Raw genomic sequence first — 26492 nt, 5'->3', positions numbered from 1 at the left:
ATGGCTCTTTTTCTCGACTTTTTTTGACGCTTTTATTGATTTTAACTATTTTACACTTATTCGGCTATTTACAAAACCGGGATGCTCCCGATCCCAAGTAATACACAATCAGTCATTCCCAATTCTTCAATTATTTAATTCTTTAATCTAAGAGGGTATGAGGAACGGGGAGTTAATCGGCATTAATTGTTGTTATTTTCCTAGCTGTAAAACCTCTTGTAGAGTGGAGGCGCGGCGCTTAATTTATAGCACCAAACCATAAATATCCAACCGCACCACAACCCACAGCTAACCAAAAACCGGGTAAGTTTACAATTTTTGAAAGCAGCGCTGTATCAGCCAAAAATTGTCGCACTAGCGCGGTATTCTTGGGCAGAAAGCAGCCGCCAACTCCCATCGCCCAGAAGTTCCAAAACCTGCTGGTGATATTTCACTAAACTCAATCGGTGGCCGACACTCACAAACGTAGTTTTAGTGGCTTGCAACTGCTCGTATAAATGTTGCTCGTTCTTCAAATCCAAAGCACTTGTCGCCTCATCCAAAATAGCGTATCTGGGTTCCGTCAATAACAATCTCGCAAAACCTAAACGTTGCTGTTCTCCCAGCGACAAAATCTCACCCCAATCTAAATCCGCATCAAAACCGCCCAATCTGTCCGGCAAATCTGCTAAATTTACTGATTCCAAAACGCGGCGCAATTGTGCCTCATCAACCTCGCTGCTGGTGTTGGGATACAAAAGTTGCGATCGCAAACTCCCCAAAATCATATAAGGACGCTGCGGCAAAAATAGCATTTCCCCCAATTCCGGTCGCGCTAAACGCCCCGTTCCCGCGTCCCACAAACCCGCAATTGCCCGCAGCAAGGAACTCTTTCCAGCACCGCTTTGTCCGACAATTAACAGTCCTTCACCGGGCTGCACTGCTACCGACAAATCCTTAATTAAAGTCTTTTGATGCTGCGGAGTATCTAAAGTAACGTGCTCCAGTGTCAACTGAGAATCTACTACTACATCTATAGCAGTTCCTCCAGGACGAGATACCGCTTTTTTCGCTTCCAGAGTATCTGTAAATACAGTCAAACGATTGATACTAGCTGCAAAAGAACTCAGCGGCTCAATCTGAGTTACAATCACAGAAAAAGCGCGCAAAACCTGAGTGAAAGCAAAACCAGCTTGAGTGATATCTCCAAACTCGATTGTACCACTTTGATCTGCAAAATAAGTTGGAGCTAGAAACAAAGCCGGAATAATCACAACAGCATATCCGTATCCAGTTGTGAAATAATCCAAGTTCCGCTGCCAACCAATTAGCAAATTAAAATTGCGGAATACTTCCACAAATCGCTGCTTTATTTGAAATGATTCTTGCTCCTCGCCTCCATAAAAAGCAATAGATTCGGCGTTGTCGCGAATGTGAACCAGTCCGTAGCGAAAATTTGCTTCTTTTTTAAGTTGCTCGAAATTCAGAGGTACTAATCTTTGACCAAAAACTAGAGTAGCTGTCGTGCCCACAATAGCATAGATAATCAGAAAAATCGAAAGTTGTTTTGAGATAGACCACAGGATACCAGTAAAAGATATAATATTAACTATTGAACCCAGGATGATCAGCATAAATGACAAACTTGTCCGGGTAAAAGAGCGGACATCTTCGGAAATTCGCTGGTCTGGATTGTCGATTTCCTTGTGTAAATTTATTTCGTAATAAGCCCGATTCTGAAAATACTTATCGAGGAACTTATTAGTCATCCACTCCCGCCAGTAGATACCCAATTTATCTTCGGTATACCGGTAAATTACCACAATGGGAGTGCCGACTATAAAAACCCCTGCATACACAAACAGATACTTCCAGTAATTGAGCTGGTCTTTCTTAGCTAGTGCTGTGTTAAAAAAGTTACCGACGTAACTAATTATTACATTCATACCACTGACAGACAGCGACAAAAACAGCAGCAAAGTCAATAAAGCCCAGGGCTGCCAGTGCGGTGTCAATCTGTCTTTGAACCAGACAAAAGCGCTGAAAGGAAGAATTAACATTAAAGCCACGATCGCAATTGCGGGCGAATTAATAATTCCTTTCAACAAAGTAACTAAGCCTGCTGCAATACTATTGACAAATTCTGGAAAAAAGACTTGAATACCCAAACATACAGCGCTGACCAACACAAACATCGCAGCGAAGAGAAATATCAACAACAGCGCTACTAATCCTAAAAAGATTCTGCCACCCCCAGGCTCTAAAGGATAAAAGTAAGGTTGGGCGATCGCAATAAATCTCTGCCACAACTGACGGTCAAATCGATTCATCTTTGCTGTTTACAAAACTACTTTGACTGTTCTAACATATCAAGTCTTGTGACAAAATGCAGCAGTAATTTATTTCGGACTTTCGCGAAAAAAATTCTCTCACCCACAGACGGAAACTGGTTTTCCGAGTTAACTGGTGGCAAGAAAAAATTTGGGAGCTTAGTTCAAGCTCTTAAATTCATATGTTGAATCAATTCTTTAATCTCAAATCTCAAATCGCTCTAGCTGGAAGAAGTTGCACTATCGCCGGCCAAGTCCGACTGCAATTTACTGCTGTAAAATCGCTGGCTAATTCCTAAAATTACTTGTTTCATTACCCAATACAAAACAGCAATTACTACAAAAGTTACAGCCATTACTAAAACCGGACGCTTGCCTATCAAATCGTTCATTACGCTGTTAACCAGCGCATCGGGGTTAGTCAGAATGTCCCAAGTGTTGAAGCGGATAAATCGCCCTAAATAAATTCCGATCGCCGAAAGTGCGTGTATAGTTATCTCCGTTGCCAGGATAAATCTACTCAAACCCTGTTGCTTCAAATAGTAACCCAAATTCATCACCGACAGCACGTAAGCCCCAAACCCGATCAGCATAAACGCCAGATACTGCGGGATCAAAGCTAGAGTCACAGTCCATACCGAGTTCCCCTCTTTAATCTGCTCGATCAGGTGAATGATATCAGTTAAAACGTAGGGCGCATTCGGCAAAAATGCGATAAACCAGAAAAAACCGCCCCACCAGCGGAGAGAGCGAACTCCGCGCTGCCGCAGTACCCAGATGTCTAAAGCCATCAGTGCAAGCGTAATCGCGATCGCCCCCAAAACGTAAGTTTTGCCCACATCTTGCACTATGTGCCTCAGATAGGCAAAAACAGGGCGCGTACTGGACAAAAAAGTAGCGCCCAGGAGAAAGCCCGTACCCCACAGCAGCCAGCGCGATCGAGGTTTGCGGAACAGCCAAAAACTCAGGCCCAGCGGTACTAAACCCAAAAACAAATTCCAAGACATCCAGCGGACATTGTGTCCCATTGCTTGCAGGGCTTCCAGGATTAATCCCATCATGTCAATTTTTATACAATTAAAGGTTTGATGCAGCACCGCTTCGTTAGCAGCTTCAGTCTATTTTAGTCTTTAATTTGTAGGGTGAGTCAGCTTATCGCTCCGCCCCTGAAAATCAAGAATTGCTAAGCCACCCTACCACGGTGGAGTCAATCTAAAATCTCAAATCTCAAATCTCAAATCCACTAACCCACCCTACCACTGCAGAGTCAATCTAAAATCTCAAATCTCAAATCTAAAACCGACTGGCGCACCCTACTATTTATACACTTTGTCGATCGGCATCTCAATCTTAAAAGTTGTTCCGCATCCTATGGACGAAATACAGTCAATCTTGCCCTTGTGCTTTTCCACCACAATCGAGTGGGCGATAGACATTCCCAAACCCGTACCTTTCCCCACAGCTTTCGTAGTAAAAAACGGGTTAAAAATTCGATCGACTATCCCATCGGGAATGCCCGTACCGTTGTCCGAAATTTCTACCCTCACAGTGTTCTGGGGGGTTACACCAGTGGAAATAGTAATGCGGCCACTCTTTGTCTCTGATTGTGGAACCGATAACTTTTGATATCGTTCTTCAATAGCATCAATTGCATTAGCAATAATATTCATAAATACTTGATTCAGTTGGCTGGCATAGCACTCCACCAGTGGCAGTTTTCCAAACTCCTTAATTACTTCAATTTCCGGGCGACTGTCCCGACTCTTCAAGCGGTGCTGCAAAATTAACAAAGTGCTCTCAATTCCCGCGTGAATATCCACCGGCTTCATTGCCGATTCGTCCAGTCGCGAAAAATTTCTGAGGGACAATACAATTTGCCGGATGCGCTCGCTTCCTACCTGCATCGAACCCATAACTTTTCTTAAATCCTCAGCCATGAAATCCAAATCAATCTCTTCAATGCGATCGACAATTTTTGAATTAGGTTCGGGATACTCATGTTCGTAAAGACTCACCAGATCGAGCAACTGTTTTGTATACTGGTTGAGATAATCAATATTAGCGTGAATGAAGTTAACGGGATTATTAATCTCGTGAGCAATCCCCGCAACTAATTGCCCCAAAGAAGACATTTTTTCAGTTTGAATGAGCTGAGTTTGAGTAGAGCGCAATGACCGCAGCGCTGACTCTAAATCTCGCGCTTTTTCTCTTTCTCGTGCCTCGCTTTGTCGCAGTCCTTCCTCTGCTTGCTTGCGAGTCGTAATATCCTGGGAAACTCCAATTATTACCTTAGCCTTACCGTCTGCATTCCTACTAAAAATAGTATCCCGACTTTGCAGCCACAACAATTGACCGTCTGCTCCCCGTACCCGGTACTCAATTTCCTTAGTTTCGCCATCTTCAATTCCTGCAAAGCTCGCGTGATGTTTCACAATTTTAGGAAAATCTTCGGGGTGTATTAACTGAGGCATGAGTGACGAATCCATCGCTTTAATTTCGTCGCTGGTATAGCCCAAAAGCGCGAGCATTGAAGTATTAGTGTAGATATTTCGCTGTTCTTCCAAGTCGTAGAGATACAAAATACCGGGAGTAGCTGATGCTACTTTTTGAATGAACTGCTGGCTTTCTTGCAAAGCTAACTCAGCTTGTTTGCGATCCGTAACATCAACGGCGATGCCGTCCCAAAGAATATCGCCGTTTTCCTTAGCTTCAGGACGCGAATTTATCTGGAACCAACGAATATTGCCCGAAGGTAGCACCATCCGTCCTTCCCACTGCCAAGGTTGCAAACTTTGGGCAGAAATAGCAACAGATTCGTCGTGATTTTGGCGGTCTTCGGGATGAATCAAATCTGTGACTAATGCCGCATTTTTTAGAACATCTTCTGGTTCTAACTCTAAAAGTTCTCGGCAAGCAGCACTTATGTAAGGAAAACTGAAAGAGCCATCGGGACACAACAAAAATTGATAAATGATTCCCGGCAAATTAGCAGACAGCTTTTTGAATCTTGCCTCGCTTTCCCGCAGTGCTTCCTCTGCTTGTTTGCGCTCCGTAATGTCAGTAATTGAACCAACCATGCGGACTGCTTTTCCAGATGCGTCCCACAAAGCTTGTCCCCGACTCAATATCCATTTGTAGGCGCTGTTGTAGCACCACAATCGGTATTCGGTGATGTAATGCGGCGTTTTTCTCTCCAAGTGTTCTTGAAGAAGTTGCTGAGAAATCACTAAATCATCGGGATGTAAACTCGTCTTCCATTTCTTATTGTAATCGCTAATTTCACTATCTTCGTAACCAGTGATTTCCTTAAAGCGCTCTGACACAAAAAGTTCACCTGTTTGCAAGTTCCAGTCCCAAATGCCGTCATTGTTGCCTTTGAGTGCTAACTGCCAGCGTTCTTCAGTTTGCATCAATTGAGCTGTTCTATGTTTGACTCTATTTTCTAGTTCTTGATTGAGCTGTTTGAGACTTTCTTCTGCCTGGTTGCGTTCGATCGCAATTCCTGCTAAGTTTATGATCGCCTCTATCAATTGCAGCTCAAAAAAATGGGACTTGCGTGGTTGAGAATAATACATTCCAAAAGTTCCCAAAACTTGACCCTGAGATGAGAAAATAGGAGTAGACAAGCAAGCTCTCAGTCCACAACTCAAGGCTAAATCTCGAAAATTTTTCCACAAAGGATCGCTGGCAATATCTGTAACTATCACCTGTTGGCGACTAAAGGCAGCAGTGCCGCAGGAACCGACATTCGGGCCGATGGCTATGCCATGAATAGCAGCATTGTAACTGTCGGGCAAACTGGGCGCTGCTCCGTGCAGCAAATGTTTGCCGTCTGGAGCGAGAAGCAATATCGACCCCAGGACATCTCTAGATTGGTGCTCGATAATTTCAACTAAAGTATTTAAAGTATCGCCAAGAGGAGCGCCCTTAGCAATCATTTCTAAAATTTGTTTTTGACCGGTTAACCAATTTTCTGCTTGCTTGCGCTCCGTAATGTCGCGGGCCACCAACAGAACCGTGTTTTCTTTCATTGGCGAAATGGTAGCGGCAAACCACGTTTGTACGCTGGCAATTTCCAGGTTATATTCAAAAGTACAGGTTTGATTTGTAGCAAGGGCGGTGCGAATTTGCTCCTGACAAAAATCTGCAATTTCTGGAGCGAATACTTCGCTGATTTTTTTGCCGACAAGTTCTGCCGACGGTTTGTATAAAAGTCCGGGATTTGTCGGGGCAATTTTCAGGTAGCGTCCCTCAATATCAATCACCAAAATTACATCGTTCATGGCAGCGAACAAAGCTCGAAGTTCTGCTTCAGAAGCTTGCAGGGCGATTTCAGCTTGTTTGCGATCGCTAATATCCGTCCCGATACAAAGCAGTCCTGCCACATTTCCCTTCGCATCTAGTAAAGGTTTATTTGTCCACGCTATCCACACCCTTTCTCCATTTCTGCGGATGTTTTCATTTTCGTTTTGGAAGTATTTTTGCGGCTGTGCCAAACAGTCTCGAATCTTTGTCGCGAGGTCACTTTCAAATAACTCTGTTTTCGGTATAATTGTGCCGATCGCACTTTTGCCGATGATTTCTGCTTCTGAATACCCGAAAAAAGTTTCAGCAAACTCGTTAAAAAAAGTAATTTTGCCTTCACTGTCTAACTGCACAATCATGCTGTTAGCATTCTCAACTAATTGCCGGTACTTAACTTCGCTCGATCGCAGTTTCGCACGGCCGTAGACCCAGCTAAAAACTGCGACCCCGGTCAAAAGTGCCAGCAAGTCGCCTCCAAAGATCAGCCACCCCCGAAACGGCGAATTCACAGGCCATCCTCCCGCCGGAATTGCTGCCAACTGCCAGGAACCGTTGGGCAAAGTCACTTCCAGCAGCACGGGATTCTGCTGAAAAATTGACCCGTCACCGAAAAACACTGGGCCGGATGCTCCCGAACCGTCTTTGCCCCGCAGAGCGTATTGCAGGTTCGCTGAGGAGTCGTTGAGTCCTGCTTCCTCAATCAGAGAATTTTTGTCGATGATCAGACCTGTCAAGCCCCAGTAAACTCCTGTTTCAGGCTCGGCGCCGGAGGGTGTGAGAAAAATCGGCGATCGGCTGATGAACGTCTCGTCCCCATCCAATAATTTCACGGGCCCGGCAAGCAAAGTTTTTCTGGTTTGGAGTACCTCTTTGACCATTTGCTGCTGTTCAGGTAGCGTCGTCAAGTCAACCCCGATCACCGCTTCATTTCCCTCCCGTGGGTAAATGTAAGCGACCGTCGTGCCTTTAACTAAAGTTATGGCGCGAATGCCCGGTTGGTGTGCCACCAGAATTCTCGCCGTCGCTGTAAACTCGGCTTCGGTGATGTTTGGGTTGTTGGAAAGGTAAGCCCCTAAACCCCGCATCAAAAACAGGCGGGAATTCAAAGAGCCTTCCAGCTTAGAACGGACTGTGCTGAGGCGATCGAGGGTGCTAGCGCGGTTGTAGTGAAAAAACCGCCGCTGTTCTGAGCGATCTAAAATGCTAACTCCGACCAAAATTGCTATTGATGCCGAAATTGCTGCTAAATACGGTGAAATTTGAAATTTTTTCACCTTCAAGTATTCCATCTGCCGGCGGTTAAGGTATATTTTTTAGATCTTTAGATAGATTTAGTTTAGTTTGATTTCTCTAGGCAAATGCAAGATTTTCGGCATACCGGGCTTTTGGCAAGCGGGCGCGAGTTTTTTGTGTTCTAGGACGCCCGCCGAAGGTTGGCGATCGACAAGCCTCTCATCATTAATTCTATGGACAAAGTTTTAAATTTCAAATCGACTGACCGAAAGTAATGTGGTCATAAGCCCCCGGATTCATTCCTTCGCAGGCTCAGGACGGATCAATCTCAAATCTCAAATCGATTGACTCGCCCTCGATCGGGTAGGGCGCGCCATGCTCCCGCACCACAGCGGTGGGGGAACGCGCACCCGAAAGACGGGAGTTATTAGCTAAAATAGGTTTAGCAATAATTTTTTTCAGCGCTACGGCTAATCATTCATAGGGGCAATTTGATGCAAGAACAGTTGATGGAAGCGATCGCACCTTACCGCGATCGCGTGGATTATCTAGAAGTTCGCCTCGAACAAAGCGAGTCAACTGCGATTAGTTTTCGCGGCCCTCAGTTAGATGCTGTCAACCGCAGTTTTAGTCTCGCCGGCGGCATCCGCGCCTGTCACAAAGGTGGCTGGAGTTTTGTAACTTTTAACGGTTTAGATGAGTTAAAAGACCGCATTGAAGAAGCTGTAGTGCAGTCTCGTTTGGTTGGCAGCGAAAAAACTCTACTAGCAGATGTCACCCCGATTCAAGATTATGTAGCTGTGGAATTGGGCCGTGACCCGCGCTCTATTACTCTAGCCGAAAAGCGGAAATTGCTTGAATCTTACAATCACTTGCTGTTAGATTATGACCCGCGAATTCAGACGACAATGGCAGGTTATAGCGACAGATTTGGGATTACTTATTTTGTGAATTCTCAAGGTACTTGTATCGCTCAAGAGCGCTTGGACGTGACCGGGCGTTTCGGAGCGATCGCCCGCGGCGAGGGCGGTGTCGTCCGCCAAGGGTTTGAGTCGATTCACTCGCGATCGGATTACAATGTCTTGACAAATATTGAAGATCGTGTTAAGAGTGCTGCCGTTCGAGCTGTTGGCCAACTAGAGGCAAAATCGGTGAAAGGCGGTCAGTATCCGGTGATTTTAGACCCTTATTTGTCGGGGGTTTTTATTCACGAAGCTTTCGGGCATTTGTCGGAAGCAGACGGCATTTACGAAAACCCGAAAATGCAGGAATTGTTGACTTTGGGCAAGCCTGTGGCGATCGAACAATTGAATGTAATTGACGACGCAACTGTACCGGGATTGCCGGGAACTTTGAAATATGACGACGAAGGTGTGCCGGCTCAGTGCAAGCATTTAATTAAAAATGGAGTTTTAGCGGCTCGGATGCACAATCGCGAGACTGCGGGAAAAATGGGCGAAAGTCCGACGGGAAATGCCCGGGCTTTGAGTGCTACTTTTATGCCTTTGGTGCGGATGACTAATACTGCGATCGAGTCTGGCGAACATTCTTTTGACGAAATGGTTGCCGACATTGAAGAAGGAGTTTATGCAGTGCGGATGTTGGGAGGACAAACCAACGGCGAAATGTTTACCTTTGCGGCGGCTCAAGGGTTCATGATTCGCGACGGAAAATTGGCCGAACCGGTCAGCGATGTCACTTTAAGTGGCAATGTATTTCAGACGTTAAAGGATATTGAGTCTATAGGAAATGACTCGGTTTATGCCTACGGCGGTTGCGGTAAAGGCGGCCAGAGCGGTTTGCCGGTAAGCGTCGGCGGCCCCCATCTGCGGATTAAAAATGTCGTCGTCGGAGGAAGGTAATCATTAGTCATTAGTCATTAATTATTAGTTCAAAACTTACGCAATTGGCACATGGTGAAGGCGTGATCGCGCCCTCACGCCTCACCTTAACCAGTGCGGGACACTGACAAGTTGACAAACCACTGAAAATCTACTATTGAGGGCTTCAGCGAGGTCGTTCGGTGTTTGGGAGACTTCAGAAATTACAGAGAAATTGGGGAAGTGCGATCGCGATTATAGACTTTACCAGGCTTTCCCCTAATTTTTTGTTTAATTCCTTTTAAGTTTCTTTCATCTCTACCCGATTATTCGGCCTAATGGGAATCTCAATCACAAATTATGCACCCCGTTCTGTTGGCTGTGATAAACACTTCAAATTTCCGCCGCGCTTCTCCACCACAATCTGATAGGTAATCAGATAATCCCAAACCAGTGTCTTGACCCGCAGGTTCAGTTGTAAAGAAAGGACTAAATAGATGGGTTCTTACCTCCCTTGTTATTCCCAGCCCATTGTCTTTCACACCGATTCTTACCCCATCCTAATTCAGCATAGAAGTACAAATCGTAATCGTACTATGGTCATTTTTAATTTGCTCCGAGGTGCGTTTTTGGTCATAGCAATTCAAGGCATGAATCGCATTGCTCAGCAAATTCATAAATATCAGATTCAACTTACCGACATAACATTCTATTTTTGGCAAATCTTTTTGGGACGAGGCGCACTCTACAGATAGAGTTTAAGCGTCCAGGAGTGTTCCTTCTTTCTTCTTCCTTCTCAATAAAAAATCCCGGTTTCTTAAAGAAACCGGGATTTTTCCTACCAACTAAGAGAGGAGTCATAACTTCACAGGTAGCGGTTGCCGGAATTCTGCATTTCTCGCACAACCCTCTAAACCAAACTACGGCAAATTCTAGTTGCAGCTTCTTTAAAGCTGTCTCATTTCCTCTTCAAGCACCCGAACCAAATCTTGATTGCCACTGGATCTCGCTACTTCTATGCGGTGCATCAGTTGCTTATGAATGTTAGCGCGGTGGGTTTCTGCTACTTTTTTTACGTTTTGACGATTTGTGTTCATGGTGGACGTTCCTTATATTAAATTTGGTGTACCTGCTACTTCTCTAATATAGCGCTAAATTCCAAAAAGTATCTAAATTTACAAAAAATTTACAGTTGTTGACCGATCGACCAAACTCCTGTATAAGATTGGTCATAAGTCAATAGCGATATCTTGACAATCAGAAGTCAGTAGTCATTAGTCAGTAGTCATTAGTCATGAGGCCGATGTCCAATGCCCGATGCCCGATGCCCAACATTTACATTTAGTCAAGCGGTGCGCGGTGCCCACCCAACATTTACTCAAAACTCAAAACTTGCTTCAGCGCCTCTACCAACTGCTGAAGGTGTGCGAGCTCGTGAGTTGCCATCAGCGAAATCCGAATTCGACTCACGCTTACAGTCGGAGGCCGAATCGCCGGAGCAAAAATACCCATCTCCTTGAGTTTGCTGCCTACTGTTAAAGCGGAGGCTGCATCTTTTAACGGAAGACTGAAAATGGGGGAGAGGGAATTGCTAATTGGTAATTGGTGATTGGTAATCGCGCAATATTTGAAAGTTTCGATATTTTGTCGCAACCGAACTCGGCGTCCTGGTTCTTGCTGTACAATCCTCACAGCTTCCAAAGCAGCCGCCGCGTCAGCAGGCGTCAATGCTGTAGTATAAATCCAACTCGCAGCTCGGTTACGCAGAAAATCAATTAAAGCAGCAGAGCCCGCAACGTAACCACCTAAACTTCCCAAAGCTTTGCTGAGTGTCCCCACTTGAATCAGCGGTGTTCCCGTACACCCGAAATGTTCTGCACAACCGGCACCGCTAGCACCGAAAACTCCTGTAGCGTGAGCTTCATCTACTAATACCATGCAGTTAAAGGTTTCGGCCACAGCCAACAACTGCGGTAGGGGACACAAGTCCCCATCCATGCTAAAGACGCTATCGGTAATAATTAAACACTTGCGGTACCGGGCGCGATTTTGCTCTAGCTTGGCCTTTAAATCCTCAAGATTGCAGTGACCGTACTCTAAGGCAGTTGCACCGCTGAGTGCGGCACCGTTTTTCAGGCTCGAATGGTTGTACTTGTCAGATAATATCAAATCGCGCTTGCCGACAACGGATGCGATCGCCCCTAGATTCGCCAAATATCCCGAACTGAATACTAAAGCATCTTCTGTTTGTTTTAAATTAGCAATAGCTTGTTCTAGCTGTCGGTGCAAATCGCGGTGTCCGCTGACCAACCTCGAACCCGTCGCACCCGTACCAAATTCCTTAGTTGCAGCCATCGCAGCTTGAATTAACCTGTCATCGCCGGCAAGTCCCAGATAATCGTTGCTGGCAAAGTTAATCAGGCTGTGGCCTGCTAACTTTACCACAGGCCCAGGGGAACTTTCGATCGATTGTGGCGATCGATACCAATTGGCACGGCGAACTGTGTCCAGGGTCTTCTCTATCCAAGCGTAAGGGTCTGCGTTCATATTGGAAAGCGATCGGGTAATACGTTATATTAGCTGGTGATCAGTTCCTCCCTATCACAGAAGCATATGCCACTCACTAAAAAATACAGATTAGTCACCCGCAGCGATTTTGACGGTCTTGTCTGTGCCGTTTTGCTCAAAGAACTCGATATGATCGACGAGATTAAATTCGTGCATCCTAAAGATATGCAGGATGGGAAAATCGAAATAACAAATAACGATATTAGCACCAACTTACCTTATGTTGATGGAGTTCATCTAGCTTTCGATCACCATTTCAGCGAAACTCTTAGACACGAGAAAATCAAAATTAACCACATCATCGATCCCTATGCAGCTTCAGCAGCTAGGGTACTGTACAAATATTATGGAGGCCAAGCAAAGTTTCCTGATATTTCTGAGGCTATGATGGCAGCAGTTGACAAATCCGATTCCGCTCAATTTGCCCAAGAAGAGGTTCTGCATCCGCAAGAATGGGTGTTGTTAAACTTCATCATGGACGCCCGAACTGGCTTGGGAAGGTTTAAAGAATTTACGGTTTCCAATTATCAGTTAATGATGCAGTTAATCGATTACTGCAAAAATCATACCATCGATGAGATTTTGCAGCTTACTGATGTAAAAGAAAGAGTAGACCTCTACTTCGAGCAAGAAGAAAAATTTAAAGAGCAAATACAGCGATGCGCCAAAGTTTATAATAATTTAGTTGTTTTGGATTTGCGTAACGAAGAGGTGATTTATGCGGGGAATCGTTTTGTAATTTATGCTTTGTTCCCTCAGTGCAATATATCGATTCACGTACTTTGGGGACTGAAACAACAAAATACTGTTTTCGCAGTTGGCAAGTCAATCTTTAACAAAACTTCTAAAACTAATATTGGGGAGTTAATGTTAAGGTATGGCGGCGGTGGACACCAGAATGCCGGAACTTGTCAGATTGAGAACGATAAAGCTAGTCAAGTTTTGAAAGAGTTAATTGCCCAGATAGAGCAAAATGGTTAAATTGGCTTTATCTTTTTTGCAGTCAGGACTTGAGTCTTTGATTATTTATTTTAATTTTCAGCACTAAAGTCCTTACTACAAACAGGGATTTTTAGGACTGAAGTCCTTACTGCAAACGGGAGTTTAGTCCTCAAGGTTTTGATCTGGCGGGTTCTGGGCATTGAGATTTTCTGAACTGTTGCCTTTGACTCGTGGCAAATGGTCTACCAAACCCATATCAAAAGCGATATCCGGCAACTCATCAGCGTTATATTTTCCTGGCTCAAACAATCGCCCGGGAGTAAAACAAGGCTGTTTCAATCGTACCACCTCCCCCGGTGAAAACATTCCCCTAAACATTTTGCGTTCGAGTCCCATAATTTGTGATCCTAAAACAACTTTCGCATTAATCCTAGCAATTTTTGAGCGGCAGCTTCCCAATTAAATAAATCCGCCGTCTCTTTAGCTTTTTGAGCTACCTGAAAACGCATCGGGTCTTCAACAATTTTTCGCAACTGTTCGCGAACAGACTGAACATTTGGCTCAGCCCAATGAGGAGCATTTCTGATTTTTAGATACTCAGTATCGTAACACTTTCCGACGGGAACTAGATCGTAAGCAATGGGATAGCAGTTATCCGCATTGGCGTACTCAGTCGGGCCGCCGTACATAGTCATAGCAACGGGCAAACCTGCTGCAAAGGCATCCAAAATTTTAATCGCAAAACCCTCGCCGCGAAACGGAGCTAAAAAAGCATCGGCTGACAAGTATAAATCTGCTAGTTCTGCTTTAGTACAAAACTTAGGCTTTACCTGAACTTTTGACTTGAACTTGCCCAATTGTTTTTCGATATTGACGAGATGTTCCACTATAACATCAGGATTTTTTCCACCATCTTTGATAATCAACTCTACGTTAGAATCATCTTTAAACTCTTCATAAAAAGCTTGAATAGCAAGATCCGTGCCAAATCTATACAAATCAAAAGAATTGGTCATATGCAGAATATATTTTACATCTTTTTGGTTTTTTTGCGGTCTGGGAAAATAGAGTTGCGAGATTAAAGGATTGAAACCTAGAGGCATGACTGATACGTTGGCCGCCGGACAACCAGCTTTTATTAAAACGTTTTTAGAATATTGGCTGACGGCTAGTTTGTGGGATGAAGTGTTAACAGCATCGTAAATCCAGTAATCATAATCATCATGATTTTTGGCGAATTCGTAATTAATAGCAAAAAGTTCTAAGTTGAGATGTCCGTTGAGTTCTTTTAAAAAATAAGGTTTCCAGTAATGAGACCATTTGATCTGAAATAAATCTGAGGGAGTGGTGTTCATCCACTTCTTTAGCAGGTCGTTTTCTTCTGCTGTGGAATGGCGGCTGAGAGGAGAGGCTATTGTTGAAGGTTCGACCGAAATAGGAATTCCCATTTGGTGTAAAGTTTTCGCCAGGGATAGAGTAATGTCGGTGAAGGAATTAAAGTGTTGAAAGGCAACGTTAAAGTGAACCATATTTATTTGTTATTAGTGCAGGGTAATTGGATCTAATTTGGTATAAATTGTACTCGACAAATGACATAAGATGTAGAATTCAGAGGCAGGGCTGGGGTGGAGACGAGATCGGCGACCAACAAGCAGTTAAACTGGGAATGAACCCTCGGCAGGTATCCCTCACTCAGGCAGATGGAAAAAGGCTGCCGTGAAATCTATCGGCAACGGAACATTGTTGAACGTGCTATCAAGCGACTCAACCAATGGAGTCGGAGCGCTATTCGATATGAGAAGCTGCCTGCCAATTATACAGCCACGATCGCGATCGCCTGCATTGTGTTGTGGTTATAGTTTGAAAACACGCCCTAGGCAAGAGCACGTGATCGAGATAAATCAACGAGGTGGAACCCCAGCGAACGTGCTTAGCTGGCTATCAGCATCACACTCAATTTTCCTTCCTTAGTTTACGAGCAGCGCTTGAATGATGCTGTCAAATGTTTGTAAGGATTCAGGTCTGAGATCGAGGAATTAGAGAAGGCATAAAAAAGTCACAAGTATGGGCAAATATCGCATCTCGGAAAAAAGCCATCGCACTTTTGCCTTGAAACCGACAAGTCTGTATTGCAGATAGTAAATCAGCAGTTTGTTCAAACCGAGACATCGCTCGGGAACCGCCAGATACTTTACGTTTAGTCACCGCTAATCTCCGTGAACGTTCCGCTAAATTATTGTCAGGGGGAATCGATGGGTGGTCTAAAAAGTACCACCATTGATCCGCTTTATCGCGCAACGAGCGCAATAATAGTCCCGCAGCATAACCCACACGACCCAGCCAAGTATTTAATAATTCTGCTAGTCGGGTCTTAAAGTCCGTTGCCCAAGCTTGATAATCGAACTTTTCAGGGTCGTCGCGCCATTGCCGATGTTGTCGAAAAGCCTCGTCAATTAATGCCAAGAATGCTTCTGCGACTGCTGCATTGTTACCATCACTCAGTTGTTGAACTTTCTTAAAGTGTCGTCTCAGATGTGCCAAGCATTTCTGTTGCGCTCCCACCTTCGCACGGTTATATACGCTAAAATCATCAGAACTCAGCACTCCAGCAAAGTCATTTCCCAGCATGGTTTCTAATTCGGAACGACTGCGAGTGTCTGCTGCATGGAACAGGCCAAAATTTTGACCTGTGGCAGTCCACAACCATTCTTTGACTCCCTTGACGCACCAGGGGGTTTCATCCACATGGACTGCTGCTTGCGATGCTGCCCATTGCCACAAGTCGGAAACGGCGGGTTTTACAGCATTAGCTACCCGTGCGTTGGTCGCTTGTAATGTGCCGATGCCAATCTCGATACCACCTAATTCCCGCAGGAATTCTTGTTGCTTTTCATAGGATAGGTGTCCATAATTGCCTAACCAGACCAATAATGCTTGTAGGTCGATGCTCAGGTCTTGTCCTGGTACGATGCCCGGTACTTGTGGTCCTTTCACCATTGCTCCACATTCGAGGCACTGACATTTGGCGAATTGATATTCCACTATTTCAATTGGTTTGGCGACTAAACAGGCTACTTGCTGCTGGCGATAACCAAGTGCGTCACTTAATTCTCTGCTACCGCAATGCGAGCATTCGTCAGGGAAGCTGATTTGAAATCTATCTACTCGTCCAAATCCTTTTCGGGTTTTGCCCAGATGTCCCGGTTGTCCTCCTGGTTTTCGTTTTGGTCTAGACTCTGACTCTTGGGGACTCTCCACAGGAGCTTTCTCTGATTTTTGTAATAAATCGCTAGATGGAGGTTTTGATGATGTTTTACTATTACTCGGTTGTTGCTGTTTGAGTTTTTCGAGTTCTTCCTGTAATTTGGTGATGAGCTTCTGTTGTGCCAGCACAAGTTGTACCAGTTCCTCATGGGTGAACTGCTTAACTATCTCGATTTTCAGTTCTGCTGACTCTGTTTGGAAGCTCATTTAACTACTTTACCACCTCTCTTTAGGGTTCTCTGAACTTTTTTTGACCTGAATCCTTACAAATGTTTAAAAAACTTCCCTCACCATTATACCTTAATTAAGATGGGATTACCCTGAATATCTCTCTGAAGATTTTTTATATTCTGGGAGCATTCAAATTGGCAAAAATTTTTTTCTAAAAAACAGGCATTTAATATATTCATCCAAGGCTATTAATATGTTTGTTTTGTTTGTGATTTAAAGTTTGAGTAAAACCTTTTGCCATTGATAGCACCCATAAACTATAATAACTACATTGAAATTTATTCAGATTTAACTGTAGCATATTTTGGGTTCAAATTAAGATGCGTTTACCCAGGAGTCTAAAGCCAGGATTAAGCAGCAGTTAAATCTGTCTGCGTATCTTACTTGACTTTGGTGACATTTTCGTAAGTTGTCACCAATGGGAAGATCCTGGTAAGGAAGATTTGGAGGCTCTGCCTCCAAATTGTTTTCTCCTTTTAATCGAGGATGTGCCCTCCTCCAAAAGTCTGCCCAGGCAGAGCCTGGGAAGACCTTGAGAATAGTCATTGGTCATGCGTTAATTGTTACTAACTAATAACTAATAACTCATTAGCCCTTTTTTACAGCTTCTGGAACACTGCGAACATCGGCAGATACATCGACAGCAAAATCGAACCTACAATACCACCGACGACCACAATCATCAGAGGTTCTAGCATACTGGTAAGTCCTTTTACTGCTTCTTCCACTTCCGTTTCGTAGAAAGCGCCAACTTTCATCAGCATCTTGTCAAGTTCCCCTGTCTCCTCCCCAATTGCCATCATTTGGATAGCCAAAGACGGAAAAACAGCTTGTTCTTGCAAAGCAATACTGATCATGCCGCCGCTTTGAATTTCCTGTCTCGCATATTCGATCGCATTAGATATCGCCTGATTCCCCGCCACATCTCGCACAATTTCCAAAGAATTGAGAATCGGCACGCCCGATCGCGTCAGCGACCCAAATATCACGCAAAACCTAGCCACAGCAGATTTTTCGATCAAATCTCCAAAAACCGGCAACTTCATCGCAATCCTATCAATTTGTAGGCGACCTATGGGAGTTTTGTAGTACAGATCGAAGGCAATTTTGAGCGCTATAATCACCCCAATAACTGTTATCTGTTGGATCGGAGGCCAAGCCGTACAAAATGCACTAATTCCCAACATTATCAGCGTAAAAGTCGGCAAATCTGCACCAATATCCTTAAAGATTTTAGCGAAAGTTGGTAGCAAGAATATTGTCATTGCGAAAAAAATCACGATCGCGATGCCCAACACAGTCTTCGGATAAGACATCGCCGAATTAATTTCGGATTCAGTCTTGTGATTTTTTTCCATCATCACCGCCAGACGGTCTAGGGTTTCATCTAGCACCCCCCCGACTTCTCCTGCCGCCACCATACTGATAAACAGTTGGTCAAAAACATCAGGAAACTTAGCCATCGCCTCGGCCAAGTTTATCCCCTCCTGCACGTCAGCATTCATGCTCCTGAGCGCTCGCTTCAGCTTAGCATTAGAACACTGCTCGTGCAGCACGGAAAGGCATCGAACGATCGCCACCCCTGCATTAAACATAGCCGCAAACTGACGAGCAAAAATAGCCATATCCTTAACAGTAAGGCTGGTAAGGTTATATTCAATTTGCTCCTGAATCTTACTGAAATCAAAGCCACCTTTCGGTTTTTCGCGGATAACGTTGGTAGCCACAGCTCACCTCTGAAAATTTATTAAAAGTAAGTAGTCAGTAGTCAGTAGTCAGTTGTTAGTTGTTATTTGTTATTTGTTATTTGTTACTTGTTACTTGTTGGTTCGTCTAACAATCCTTGCAGGAGTCATATTTTTCTTACTCCTTCCCCTTACTAAGGGGAGAGAGTAAGAAATTCACCAATGATGCGAGGATTGCTAGAGTTGTTAGGTATTAGTCGTTGGGTGATTATTACTAATAACCAATAACTAATAACTAATAACTAATAACTAATAACTAATGACTGCTGACGGAATTAATGAGCTTTTACCGGGGCGCCACCAACCGGTGCCGGGCCGATCAAGCGTTCGAGTTCGTCAGCCTTAGAAGCCTTGGCCATTGCCGATTCCCAAGTGACTTTACCGCTCTTGTAAAGTTCAGCGAGGGCCATTTCCATCGTCCTCATACCCAATTTTGCCCCCATTTGGATTTGGGAGTAAATCATGGGAGTTTTGCCCTCCCGGATCAAGTTAGCCATAGCTGGAGTATTTACCATGATTTCCATAGCGCAGCAGCGGCCGCCCCCAACTTTTATTACCAAATTTTGGCTGCAAATTCCCACCAAAGAGTTAGACACCTGGGCGCGAACTTGGGGTTGTTGAATGGGCGGGAACACGTCCAAAATCCGATCGATCGTTGCAGCAGCCGAATTAGTGTGCAGCGTTCCCATAACCATGTGACCCGTTTCTGCCGCCGAAATTGCCAGACCGATCGTTTCCAAGTCCCGCATTTCCCCCACCAGAATTACATCAGGATCTTCGCGCAAAGCAGCTTTCAGCGCATTAGCAAAGCTCTTAGTATCTTCGCCCTTTTGGCGCTGGTGAAACAAACTCTTGATATTAGGAAACACATATTCGATCGGATCTTCAACTGTTAGAATGTGTTCCGCCCGCGTCCGGTTGACCAGATCCAACAACGCCGCCATCGTAGTAGTTTTCCCGGAACCCGTTTGTCCCGTCACCAACAGCATACCCCTGGGTCTTTCCGTCAGATCCCGCAAAATCTGCGGCACGCCTAAAGCATCAGCGTTAGGAATCTTAGAAGCCAGAGCCCGCATACAAGCAGCCCAAGCACCCCGCTCCCGGTAGACATTGACGCGAAACCGAGCCAATCCCCGAACGCCGTAAGCGCAGTCGAGTTCCCACTCCATTTCCAACTGCTTGCGCTGCATATTGTTGAGCATTTGGAAAATTAGGATCTGCACTTCCTCAGCAGACAAAATGTCGCCGTATTGAGTCTGAGGAGTTAGTTTCCCGCTGACTCGGAAGAATATAGGCGCGCCCGCTTGGATGTGTATGTCCGAACCCCCTTGCTCTACCAGGGACTCCAGTACGTCTTCAATCATCAGACCCATAGATACCTCTCCTCGATCAAATTGATAGTTATTGACCAATCTAGCTCAGTTAACAGTCAACAGTTAACTGCTGAATCAATCCAAAAAGCGTGGCGTCAAGCAGTACGGACAATCCAGCATCTCCGGCTTCAATTCCGCCTGACAAGTCTTGCAGGTAAGTCCCTGCTTGCGTTTGGCTTTCATTTCAGCCTCCAGCCCAGAATCTGTAAACGTCACACGCTCGACTTCTTCAAAAGTAGTCGCGCCTTCCCGCACCAATTGCAAGCTGTAAGCCAACAGCGTTTTCATCCCTTCTTCTACTGCTGCTTCCTTAATTTGCTCTGTGGGAGCTCCTTGAGTGATCAGAGTTTGAAGCCGCTCAGTATTTTTCAGGAACTCGTAAACCCCTACCCGTCCTTTGTAGCCTAGGCCGCCGCACTTCCGACAAAGTTCCTCGCGTTCTGCGAGTTCCTTCCTTTCCTCCACGGGTACAACGTTGGCTTTGTAAACAGTCAGATCAATTTCTTGAGAAGCCGACAGACCGTACTTGCCGAGTTCTGCTGCAGTAGGCTGGTAAGGAATGCAGCATTTGTCGCAAACGCGCCGCATCAGACGCTGAGCCAACACGCCCAACAAGGCGGCCGAAACCATGAACGGTTCTACGCCCATTTCTGCCAAACGCGCCACTGCCCCCGCCGCGTCGTTAGTGTGCAGCGTCGTCAGCACCAAGTGTCCCGTCAAAGCAGCTTCCAGAGCTGTTTTGGCCGTTTCCTTGTCCCGCGTTTCTCCCACCAGCATCACGTCAGGGTCTTGCCGCAAAAATGCCCGCAGAATGTTGGAAAAAGTCAAGTCTTTTTCCCGAATTACTTGACATTGGGTAATTCCTGGCAAAGCATATTCGATCGGGTCTTCCGCCGTACTGATATTAACCCCCGGATCGTTCCGTTCCGCCAGAATTGAGTACAGAGTAGTTGACTTGCCCGAACCCGTCGGCCCAGTCACCAAAATCAGTCCGAACGGACGGCTAGCACTCTCTCGCACTAAAGCCAGAGTTTCTTCGTCGGAGATTAACAAACCCAAACCCAACTGAGTGCTAGAACTGTCCAAAATCCGCAGCACGATTTTTTCGCCGTACCGGGAAGGCAAGCTGTTCACCCGGAAATCCACCGTGCGTCCCTCAAATACCCGGCGGATGCGCCCGTCTTGAGCTTGTCGGCGTTCGGCAATATCCAAGTTGGCAATAATCTTGAAACGAGCCGTAATCGATGCGACTACCTGCTTGGGAAACCGGAAATACTCTTGCAGCACCCCGTCTTTCCGCATCCGAATCCGCATGAACTCTTCTTGAGGTTCTACGTGGATGTCAGACACCTTTTCCGACAAAGCTTTAGCCAAAATGATATTGACGGCCTTAATTACGGGAGCGGCCTCAGCATCGTCCAAGGTGTTAGCGAGGTCTTCTTGGTCGCTACTCTCCTCTTCTAGCGAGAGCTCGCCAAAATCTCCCTCCCCTAGATCCATCTTTCTCTGCTTTTCGATTTCAGCTTTTTTAGCTTCCCTCTTAACTTGTTCGTCTTGATAAGCAGAAGTAATGTCCTGATAGTCGTCTGGCGTAATCACCCGTCGCTGCAAAGCCAAGCCGTGAGGCTGTAAAATCCGCCGCAAATCTTCTATGGCGTTGAGGTTGTCGGGATCTACCATTGCCACTAAAACCGCCGCCGGCTCAGTTTCAGTCTTCGCTACGGGTAAAAACCGACCTTGGTGACAAATGTCGATCGAAATCTTCAACCCGTCGAGCATAACTCCCAGTTGCTCATTAGACAGTTCGCTCATCTCCGGGTCAAATGCTTCAACGCCGTAGACTATCTTGCGTTCAAACATCTGCTGCTTCTTGTAAAGCCGCAGCAATTCTGGGGGCAACGGTTGCCCGGTAAGTGCTTCTAATACCTCCGTCAACCGCTTACCCGACTTCTGGCTTTCAATTTGAGCTTGCTTCAGTTGGTCGCCGTTGACGTAACCCGCCTGAATCATCTTGTTGAGAGCAGGAGTAAAAGTGCTCAGAGCAACTATCGATGTGGAGCGAAACCCCTGGGATGTGTTAGTCATAAAAAACACTCAATAGGTGGGAAACTCAGTCACAAAAAGTGCTGAGAGGAAAACCAACGCGGGGTTTTAACCCCCGTATTCTTTGCTTATGGATCAGCTATCATTTTCTTGCTCAATCCCTATCTCTCAAGTTTAAGCTCGCAGTCCCCTCTAAGCTTCGTCCACAAATTGACGAGACCTTGGAGGGATTTGCGGGTGCTTGCAATCAAATCTTGTTCGTTGAGTGCTAAGTTGCTTATTTACCTGATTAACTTGCGGGATACTCTCGTTATAGCGTCAGGGCACATCACTTGGGGGTTCCCCGTACCGGGAGAGAAAAGCGGGGCGGGGTTTGTCCCCCTCCCAGGCTAATTCTATTTTCCCAAATTGTTTGCTCAAATTACAGCGCCCGTGGTGGCGCGGTTAGCTGTACTAAATTAAAGATGAGCTATGTTCTGTGATGATAGCTTTTACGAAAGCCTCGATCGCCCTTTTGAAATATATTTTGATTAATTATCTGCGATCGGTCACTGCCCGATCGTCGGCTGCATGAGTCCCCTGGGCAAATTTTGAGCAACTCTAGTTTTGGGTCAGTAAATATTACTTTGATTATATCCTGGTTTCCGAACCTTTGTGATGTAAGCTTGACGGTTCAGAAATGTTGGAAAGAGGCCCATTAGATATCAATATAATCTACAGATGAGTATCGCCGCCATACCCGCTAATCTCTATCATTTTACTGGCAAAAATTCCAGACTTCAAGAAACTTCGGCGTTATCGAATCTGAAAAACCACAGCCCCAATTCCCATCAAGATTAACAACCTAGTATCTGAGTTACACAAGCACAAAGCTAACTACTTAGTTCCTCAATACAAATTCCTTTTTATCCCCACTTGGCCAACTCAGCAAATGGTAAAAAAAGGCAGTGTCAGCTTGCGACTAAAACAGCGTGACCGATGATAACTTTAAGTTTCTCTAGTTTTAAGTAAACATTGAAACATAAAGTCTCATAATTGGAAATTATTGTAGTATACTTGACCGCAAAATATATTTATATAAATTGTTGTAAATGCGATCGCGTTAATTAAAAATGAGAAACCAACAAACGTTTTGTTTGCAACATTACGGCCATATTATACGTAAATATCTAAACTGGATTTTGAATATTTTATGGAAAGCTTTGAGCAATGTCTCCAGAGATGGCGAGATTTCCTCTTTTCACATTGTGCCATACACAGTAAATTCGAGTCATCTAGATTTACCGGGTTAACAGTATCTGCTAGAATTGATAGGGTTCTGTCGCGCAGCTTTTATGATTGACGAGGAAAAACAGCAAGATCAAGATCCTAACTCAACTGGGGAAACCACCCCAGAGGGTTCGCCAATGGCAAGCGAAAATCCGGCGGCATCAGGAAACTCGAACGAATCGGCGGATTGGGAACTCGAACTTGCTCGAGCTTATCAAAGTGCTCAGGGCGATCGCACCCCAGCAAACGCATCCGGGGATAGCATCACCGGCAGTTCCACCAACAGCCCGACTGCAGACGGGGCGGAGCCTTGGAAGAAGGAACTGGCGCAGGTGACCGAGGAAAAAGAGGCTTTAAAAACTCAGTTGCAAGCCGCATCAGCTCAACTAGAAGAACTGAAAAATCAAAATCTCCGCCTAGCAGCAGATTTTGAAAACTTCCGCAGGCGTACCCAAAAGGAAAAAGAAGAGCTAGATTTACAGGCACGGTGTCTCACGATCAAACCCCTGTTGCCGGTAATTGACAATTTCGAGCGCGCTCGATCGCACATCAAGCCGCAAACCGATGGCGAAATGAACATTCACAAAAGCTACCAAAGCGTTTACAAGCAAATGGTAGACGGCCTCAAGCAAATCGGGGTTTCTCCGATGCGCCCCGAAGGTGAACAGTTTGACCCCAACCTCCACGAAGCTCTGCTGAGCGAGCCTACTGACGAACACGAGGAAGGAACAATTATCCAAGAACTAGAACGCGGCTACATTCTGGGCGATCGCGTATTGCGGCACGCCAAAGTGAAAGTTGCAGCGGCTGGGCTATCTGTGGTAGCCTCAGATGAAAATCCCGATAGTTCGGAAGGTTAATCGGGATACAAGCTACTGCATTCCTCAACGTCACTTACCCCCGAATAGAGTTCGGGGGTTCCCAGGTGGCAGACTCACCAACTTCTTAATTAAAAAAGATGACTAAAAGCAGGTCAGCGGTTTCTCCAAAAACTCTGAAAAATGTTTTTACCGCTTGTTGATATTGCTTGAGGACATCAAGTTTATTTCCTACAAATCCGATCGGGTGATGCTTGTTTGAACAAGCTGAGTCGTTTTTCCTCCCCCAACCTGTAGTTGGAGGTTTTCAAACATCCCACAAAGTTTTATGAGGCGCTATGGGAAAAATTATTGGAATTGACTTAGGCACAACTAACAGTTGCGTAGCTGTGTTAGAGGGCGGTAAACCCGTCGTGATCGCCAATTCCGAGGGCGGTCGCACAACTCCGAGTATAGTAGGATTCGGCAAGGCGGGCGATCGCTTAGTAGGTCAACTAGCCAAGCGGCAAGCTGTAACTAATGCTGTAAATACTGTCTACAGTATCAAACGATTTATCGGACGGCGGTGGGACGACACGGAAGAAGAACGAGCGCGGACTCCCTATACCTGCATAAAAGGCAAAGACGATACCGTTAACGTCCAAATTCGGAACAAGGTTCACACTCCCCAAGAAATCTCGGCAATGGTACTCCAAAAGCTCAAGCAAGATGCTGAAGCTTATTTGGGACAACCTGTTACCCAAGCCGTGATTACAGTGCCAGCCTACTTCACAGACGCCCAACGGCAAGCTACTAAAGACGCCGGTACGATCGCGGGTCTAGAAGTCCTGCGGATCGTCAACGAACCGACAGCGGCAGCCCTTTCCTACGGGCTGGACAAGCAAAATATAGAACAGAAAATCTTGGTCTTTGACCTGGGCGGCGGTACTTTCGACGTTTCGATCCTGCAACTGGGAGACGGAATTTTTGAAGTCAACGCTACCTCCGGTAACAACCATCTCGGAGGAGATGACTTTGACGACTGCATTGTACAGTGGCTGGTAGAAGCTTTCCGCACTCAAGAAGGCAGTGACCTCTCACAAGACAAAATGGCCTTGCAGCGCCTCCGAGAAGCTGCTGAAAAAGCAAAAATCGAACTCTCCAACCGGGAATCCACCTCAATCAATTTGCCCTTCATCTCTTCTGACGAGAAAGGGCCGAAGCATTTGGAAATGGAACTCTCCAAAGCTCAGTTTGAAAAACTGGTGGCTCATTTGGTGCAAGCGACGATCGATCCGGTGACTCAAGCCCTCAAAGACGCAAGTTTGACCCCCAAAGACATAGACAGAATTATTTTAGTGGGAGGCTCAACCCGGATTCCGGCAGTTCAAAAGGCAATTAGTAAGTATTTTGGGGGCGTTTCTCCTGATAAATCCGTCAATCCCGACGAAGCTGTAGCCGTAGGCGCGGCAATTCAAGCCGGGGTGTTGGGTGGAGAAGTCAAAGACTTGCTGCTGCTCGATGTGACGCCGCTCTCCCTGGGACTCGAAACCTTGGGCGGGGTGTTCACCAAAGTAATCGAGCGCAATACAACTATTCCCACCAGCCGATCGCAAATGTACAGCACGGCGGCAGACGGGCAAACCTCGGTAGAAATTCACGTACTCCAAGGCGAGCGAGCATTGGTTAAAGACAATAAAAGTCTCGGCAAATTCCTGCTCAAAGGCATTCCCCCAGCCCCCCGTGGCGTACCTCAAATCGAAGTTACCTTTGAAATCGATGCCAACGGGATTCTCAAAGTGGCTGCTGAAGACAAGGGAACCGGAAAAGAACAAAGCATCCAAATTTCCAATACAGGGGGATTGAGCGAAACCGAAGTCGAGCGGATGCGACAAGAAGCCGAACTTTACGCCGACGAGGACATCAAGCGCGCTCTACTCGTCGAACTCAAAAATCAAGCTGACTCCCTCGTCTATAATTGTGGTGTAACTTTAAAAACCAACGCGCAACTGCTAAGTGACGAGCTCAAGGCCGAAGCGGAAACAGCCGCAGCAGCCTTGCGGGCAGCGATGACTAACCCCGACATCACAATCGAGGAACTCACCCCCGCAATCGAATCTTTCAAGCAACTGCTATACTCGCTGGGGACAGCAGTCTACGACCAAGCCCGCAGCGGGGTAGCCCCGTCAGGAGCTGTTGTTGAAAGCGAGATGATGTCAGAAGTAGAATCATCAGAACCAGAAGAGGTTAAAGCTGACGACGACAGCATTTTGCTGAAAGAAGAGTTGCTGGTGGCGCCGGAACCAAAGCCGGAACCAAAGCCGGAACCAAAGCCAGAACCAAAGCCGGAACCAAAGCCGGAACCAAAGCTGGAATCAAAGCCGGAGCGACAGTCAAAACGACAGTCAAATCCACAGTCAAATCCACAGCCAAGTCCACAGCCAAGTCCACAGCCAAGTCCACAGTCAAAACAAAAACAGAAGGTTCCCGAACCAGAAGTTGATGATATGAATCCTTTCCTTTAAAACAGAAAAGCTAAAAATTAAAAGTTAAAAATTAACAATGAGAATTTTTGATTTTTAATCTGTAATTT

Annotated in this window: 18 protein-coding genes; 6 read left to right on the top strand and 12 right to left on the bottom strand. The window is 45.6% G+C overall.

All coding sequences use genetic code 11. The features are described 5' to 3' along the window. Nucleotides 1-335: 335 nt before the first annotated feature. From QUA83_RS20265 to QUA83_RS20255, 3 genes are all read right to left on the bottom strand, one after another. Nucleotides 336-2309: an ABC transporter ATP-binding protein/permease gene (locus tag QUA83_RS20265; protein ID WP_333295385.1), complete on the bottom strand. Its 1974-nt coding sequence runs from the start codon at nucleotides 2307-2309 to the stop codon at nucleotides 336-338. A 221-nt stretch (nucleotides 2310-2530) separates the two neighbouring features. After that, complete coding sequence (locus QUA83_RS20260; RefSeq protein ID WP_333295383.1) at nucleotides 2531-3370, bottom strand: DUF1361 domain-containing protein; 840 nt, start codon at nucleotides 3368-3370, stop codon at nucleotides 2531-2533. A gap of 255 nt (nucleotides 3371-3625) precedes the next feature. Next, nucleotides 3626-7888 carry a PAS domain S-box protein gene (locus tag QUA83_RS20255; RefSeq protein ID WP_333295381.1) on the bottom strand — a complete coding sequence of 1421 codons (4263 nt, stop codon included), beginning with the start codon at nucleotides 7886-7888 and terminating at the stop codon, nucleotides 3626-3628. Between the two features lie 453 nt (nucleotides 7889-8341). Here QUA83_RS20255 and QUA83_RS20250 point away from each other — a divergent pair, with 453 nt between their 5' ends. Next, entirely contained in the window at nucleotides 8342-9709 is a 1368-nt protein-coding gene (locus QUA83_RS20250) for a TldD/PmbA family protein (protein WP_333295379.1), read from the top strand. A 305-nt stretch (nucleotides 9710-10014) separates the two neighbouring features. Here the strand turns inward: QUA83_RS20250 and QUA83_RS20245 are convergent, their stop codons facing one another. Beyond that, nucleotides 10015-10209: a hypothetical protein gene (locus tag QUA83_RS20245; RefSeq protein ID WP_333295377.1), complete on the bottom strand. Its 195-nt coding sequence runs from the start codon at nucleotides 10207-10209 to the stop codon at nucleotides 10015-10017. A 54-nt stretch (nucleotides 10210-10263) separates the two neighbouring features. Between QUA83_RS20245 and QUA83_RS20240 the strand changes: the two genes are divergently transcribed. Next, nucleotides 10264-10422 (top strand): hypothetical protein, encoded by a 159-nt coding sequence (locus tag QUA83_RS20240; protein WP_333295376.1) that lies wholly within the window; start codon nucleotides 10264-10266, stop codon nucleotides 10420-10422. Between the two features lie 192 nt (nucleotides 10423-10614). Here QUA83_RS20240 and pirA read toward each other — a convergent pair whose 3' ends face one another. Then, a complete protein-coding gene (pirA, locus tag QUA83_RS20235; protein WP_172185012.1) occupies nucleotides 10615-10764 on the bottom strand; it encodes an arginine synthesis PII-interacting regulator PirA in 150 nt (49 codons plus the stop codon). 277 nt (nucleotides 10765-11041) lie between these two features. Beyond that, nucleotides 11042-12214 (bottom strand): 8-amino-7-oxononanoate synthase, encoded by a 1173-nt coding sequence (bioF, locus tag QUA83_RS20230; RefSeq protein WP_333295375.1) that lies wholly within the window; start codon nucleotides 12212-12214, stop codon nucleotides 11042-11044. 66 nt (nucleotides 12215-12280) lie between these two features. On the opposite strand from bioF, the gene QUA83_RS20225 reads away from it, so the two are divergent. Then, nucleotides 12281-13216: an exopolyphosphatase gene (locus tag QUA83_RS20225; RefSeq protein ID WP_333295374.1), complete on the top strand. Its 936-nt coding sequence runs from the start codon at nucleotides 12281-12283 to the stop codon at nucleotides 13214-13216. A 123-nt stretch (nucleotides 13217-13339) separates the two neighbouring features. Here QUA83_RS20225 and QUA83_RS20220 read toward each other — a convergent pair whose 3' ends face one another. Further along, nucleotides 13340-13573 (bottom strand): hypothetical protein, encoded by a 234-nt coding sequence (locus QUA83_RS20220; RefSeq protein ID WP_333085107.1) that lies wholly within the window; start codon nucleotides 13571-13573, stop codon nucleotides 13340-13342. Nucleotides 13574-13584: 11 nt separating this feature from the next. Beyond that, a complete protein-coding gene (locus QUA83_RS20215) occupies nucleotides 13585-14706 on the bottom strand; it encodes a glycosyltransferase family 4 protein (protein ID WP_333295372.1) in 1122 nt (373 codons plus the stop codon). A 171-nt stretch (nucleotides 14707-14877) separates the two neighbouring features. Here QUA83_RS20215 and QUA83_RS30625 point away from each other — a divergent pair, with 171 nt between their 5' ends. Further along, complete coding sequence (locus QUA83_RS30625) at nucleotides 14878-15036, top strand: transposase (protein ID WP_445301793.1); 159 nt, start codon at nucleotides 14878-14880, stop codon at nucleotides 15034-15036. Nucleotides 15037-15193: 157 nt separating this feature from the next. Here the strand turns inward: QUA83_RS30625 and tnpC are convergent, their stop codons facing one another. From tnpC to QUA83_RS20195, 4 genes are all read right to left on the bottom strand, one after another. Continuing rightward, nucleotides 15194-16648: an IS66 family transposase gene (gene tnpC / locus QUA83_RS20210; RefSeq protein ID WP_333295371.1), complete on the bottom strand. Its 1455-nt coding sequence runs from the start codon at nucleotides 16646-16648 to the stop codon at nucleotides 15194-15196. Between the two features lie 623 nt (nucleotides 16649-17271). Beyond that, nucleotides 17272-18399, bottom strand: coding sequence for a type II secretion system F family protein (locus QUA83_RS20205; protein ID WP_333295369.1), 1128 nt, complete (start codon nucleotides 18397-18399; stop codon nucleotides 17272-17274). 293 nt (nucleotides 18400-18692) lie between these two features. Further along, nucleotides 18693-19790, bottom strand: coding sequence for a type IV pilus twitching motility protein PilT (locus tag QUA83_RS20200; RefSeq protein WP_333076451.1), 1098 nt, complete (start codon nucleotides 19788-19790; stop codon nucleotides 18693-18695). 75 nt (nucleotides 19791-19865) lie between these two features. Further along, complete coding sequence (locus QUA83_RS20195; protein ID WP_333295368.1) at nucleotides 19866-21875, bottom strand: GspE/PulE family protein; 2010 nt, start codon at nucleotides 21873-21875, stop codon at nucleotides 19866-19868. Between the two features lie 1292 nt (nucleotides 21876-23167). On the opposite strand from QUA83_RS20195, the gene grpE reads away from it, so the two are divergent. Beyond that, nucleotides 23168-23962 (top strand): nucleotide exchange factor GrpE, encoded by a 795-nt coding sequence (gene grpE / locus QUA83_RS20190; protein ID WP_333295367.1) that lies wholly within the window; start codon nucleotides 23168-23170, stop codon nucleotides 23960-23962. 296 nt (nucleotides 23963-24258) lie between these two features. Then, nucleotides 24259-26424, top strand: a complete 2166-nt coding sequence (gene dnaK / locus QUA83_RS20185; RefSeq protein WP_333295366.1) for a molecular chaperone DnaK — start codon at nucleotides 24259-24261, stop codon at nucleotides 26422-26424. Nucleotides 26425-26492: the final 68 nt, after the last annotated feature.

The sequence above is a fragment of the Microcoleus sp. K1-B1 genome (genome assembly GCF_036704705.1).
Classification (GTDB): Bacteria; Cyanobacteriota; Cyanobacteriia; order Cyanobacteriales; family Microcoleaceae; genus Microcoleus.
This window is presented reverse-complemented; position numbering and strand designations above follow the sequence as displayed.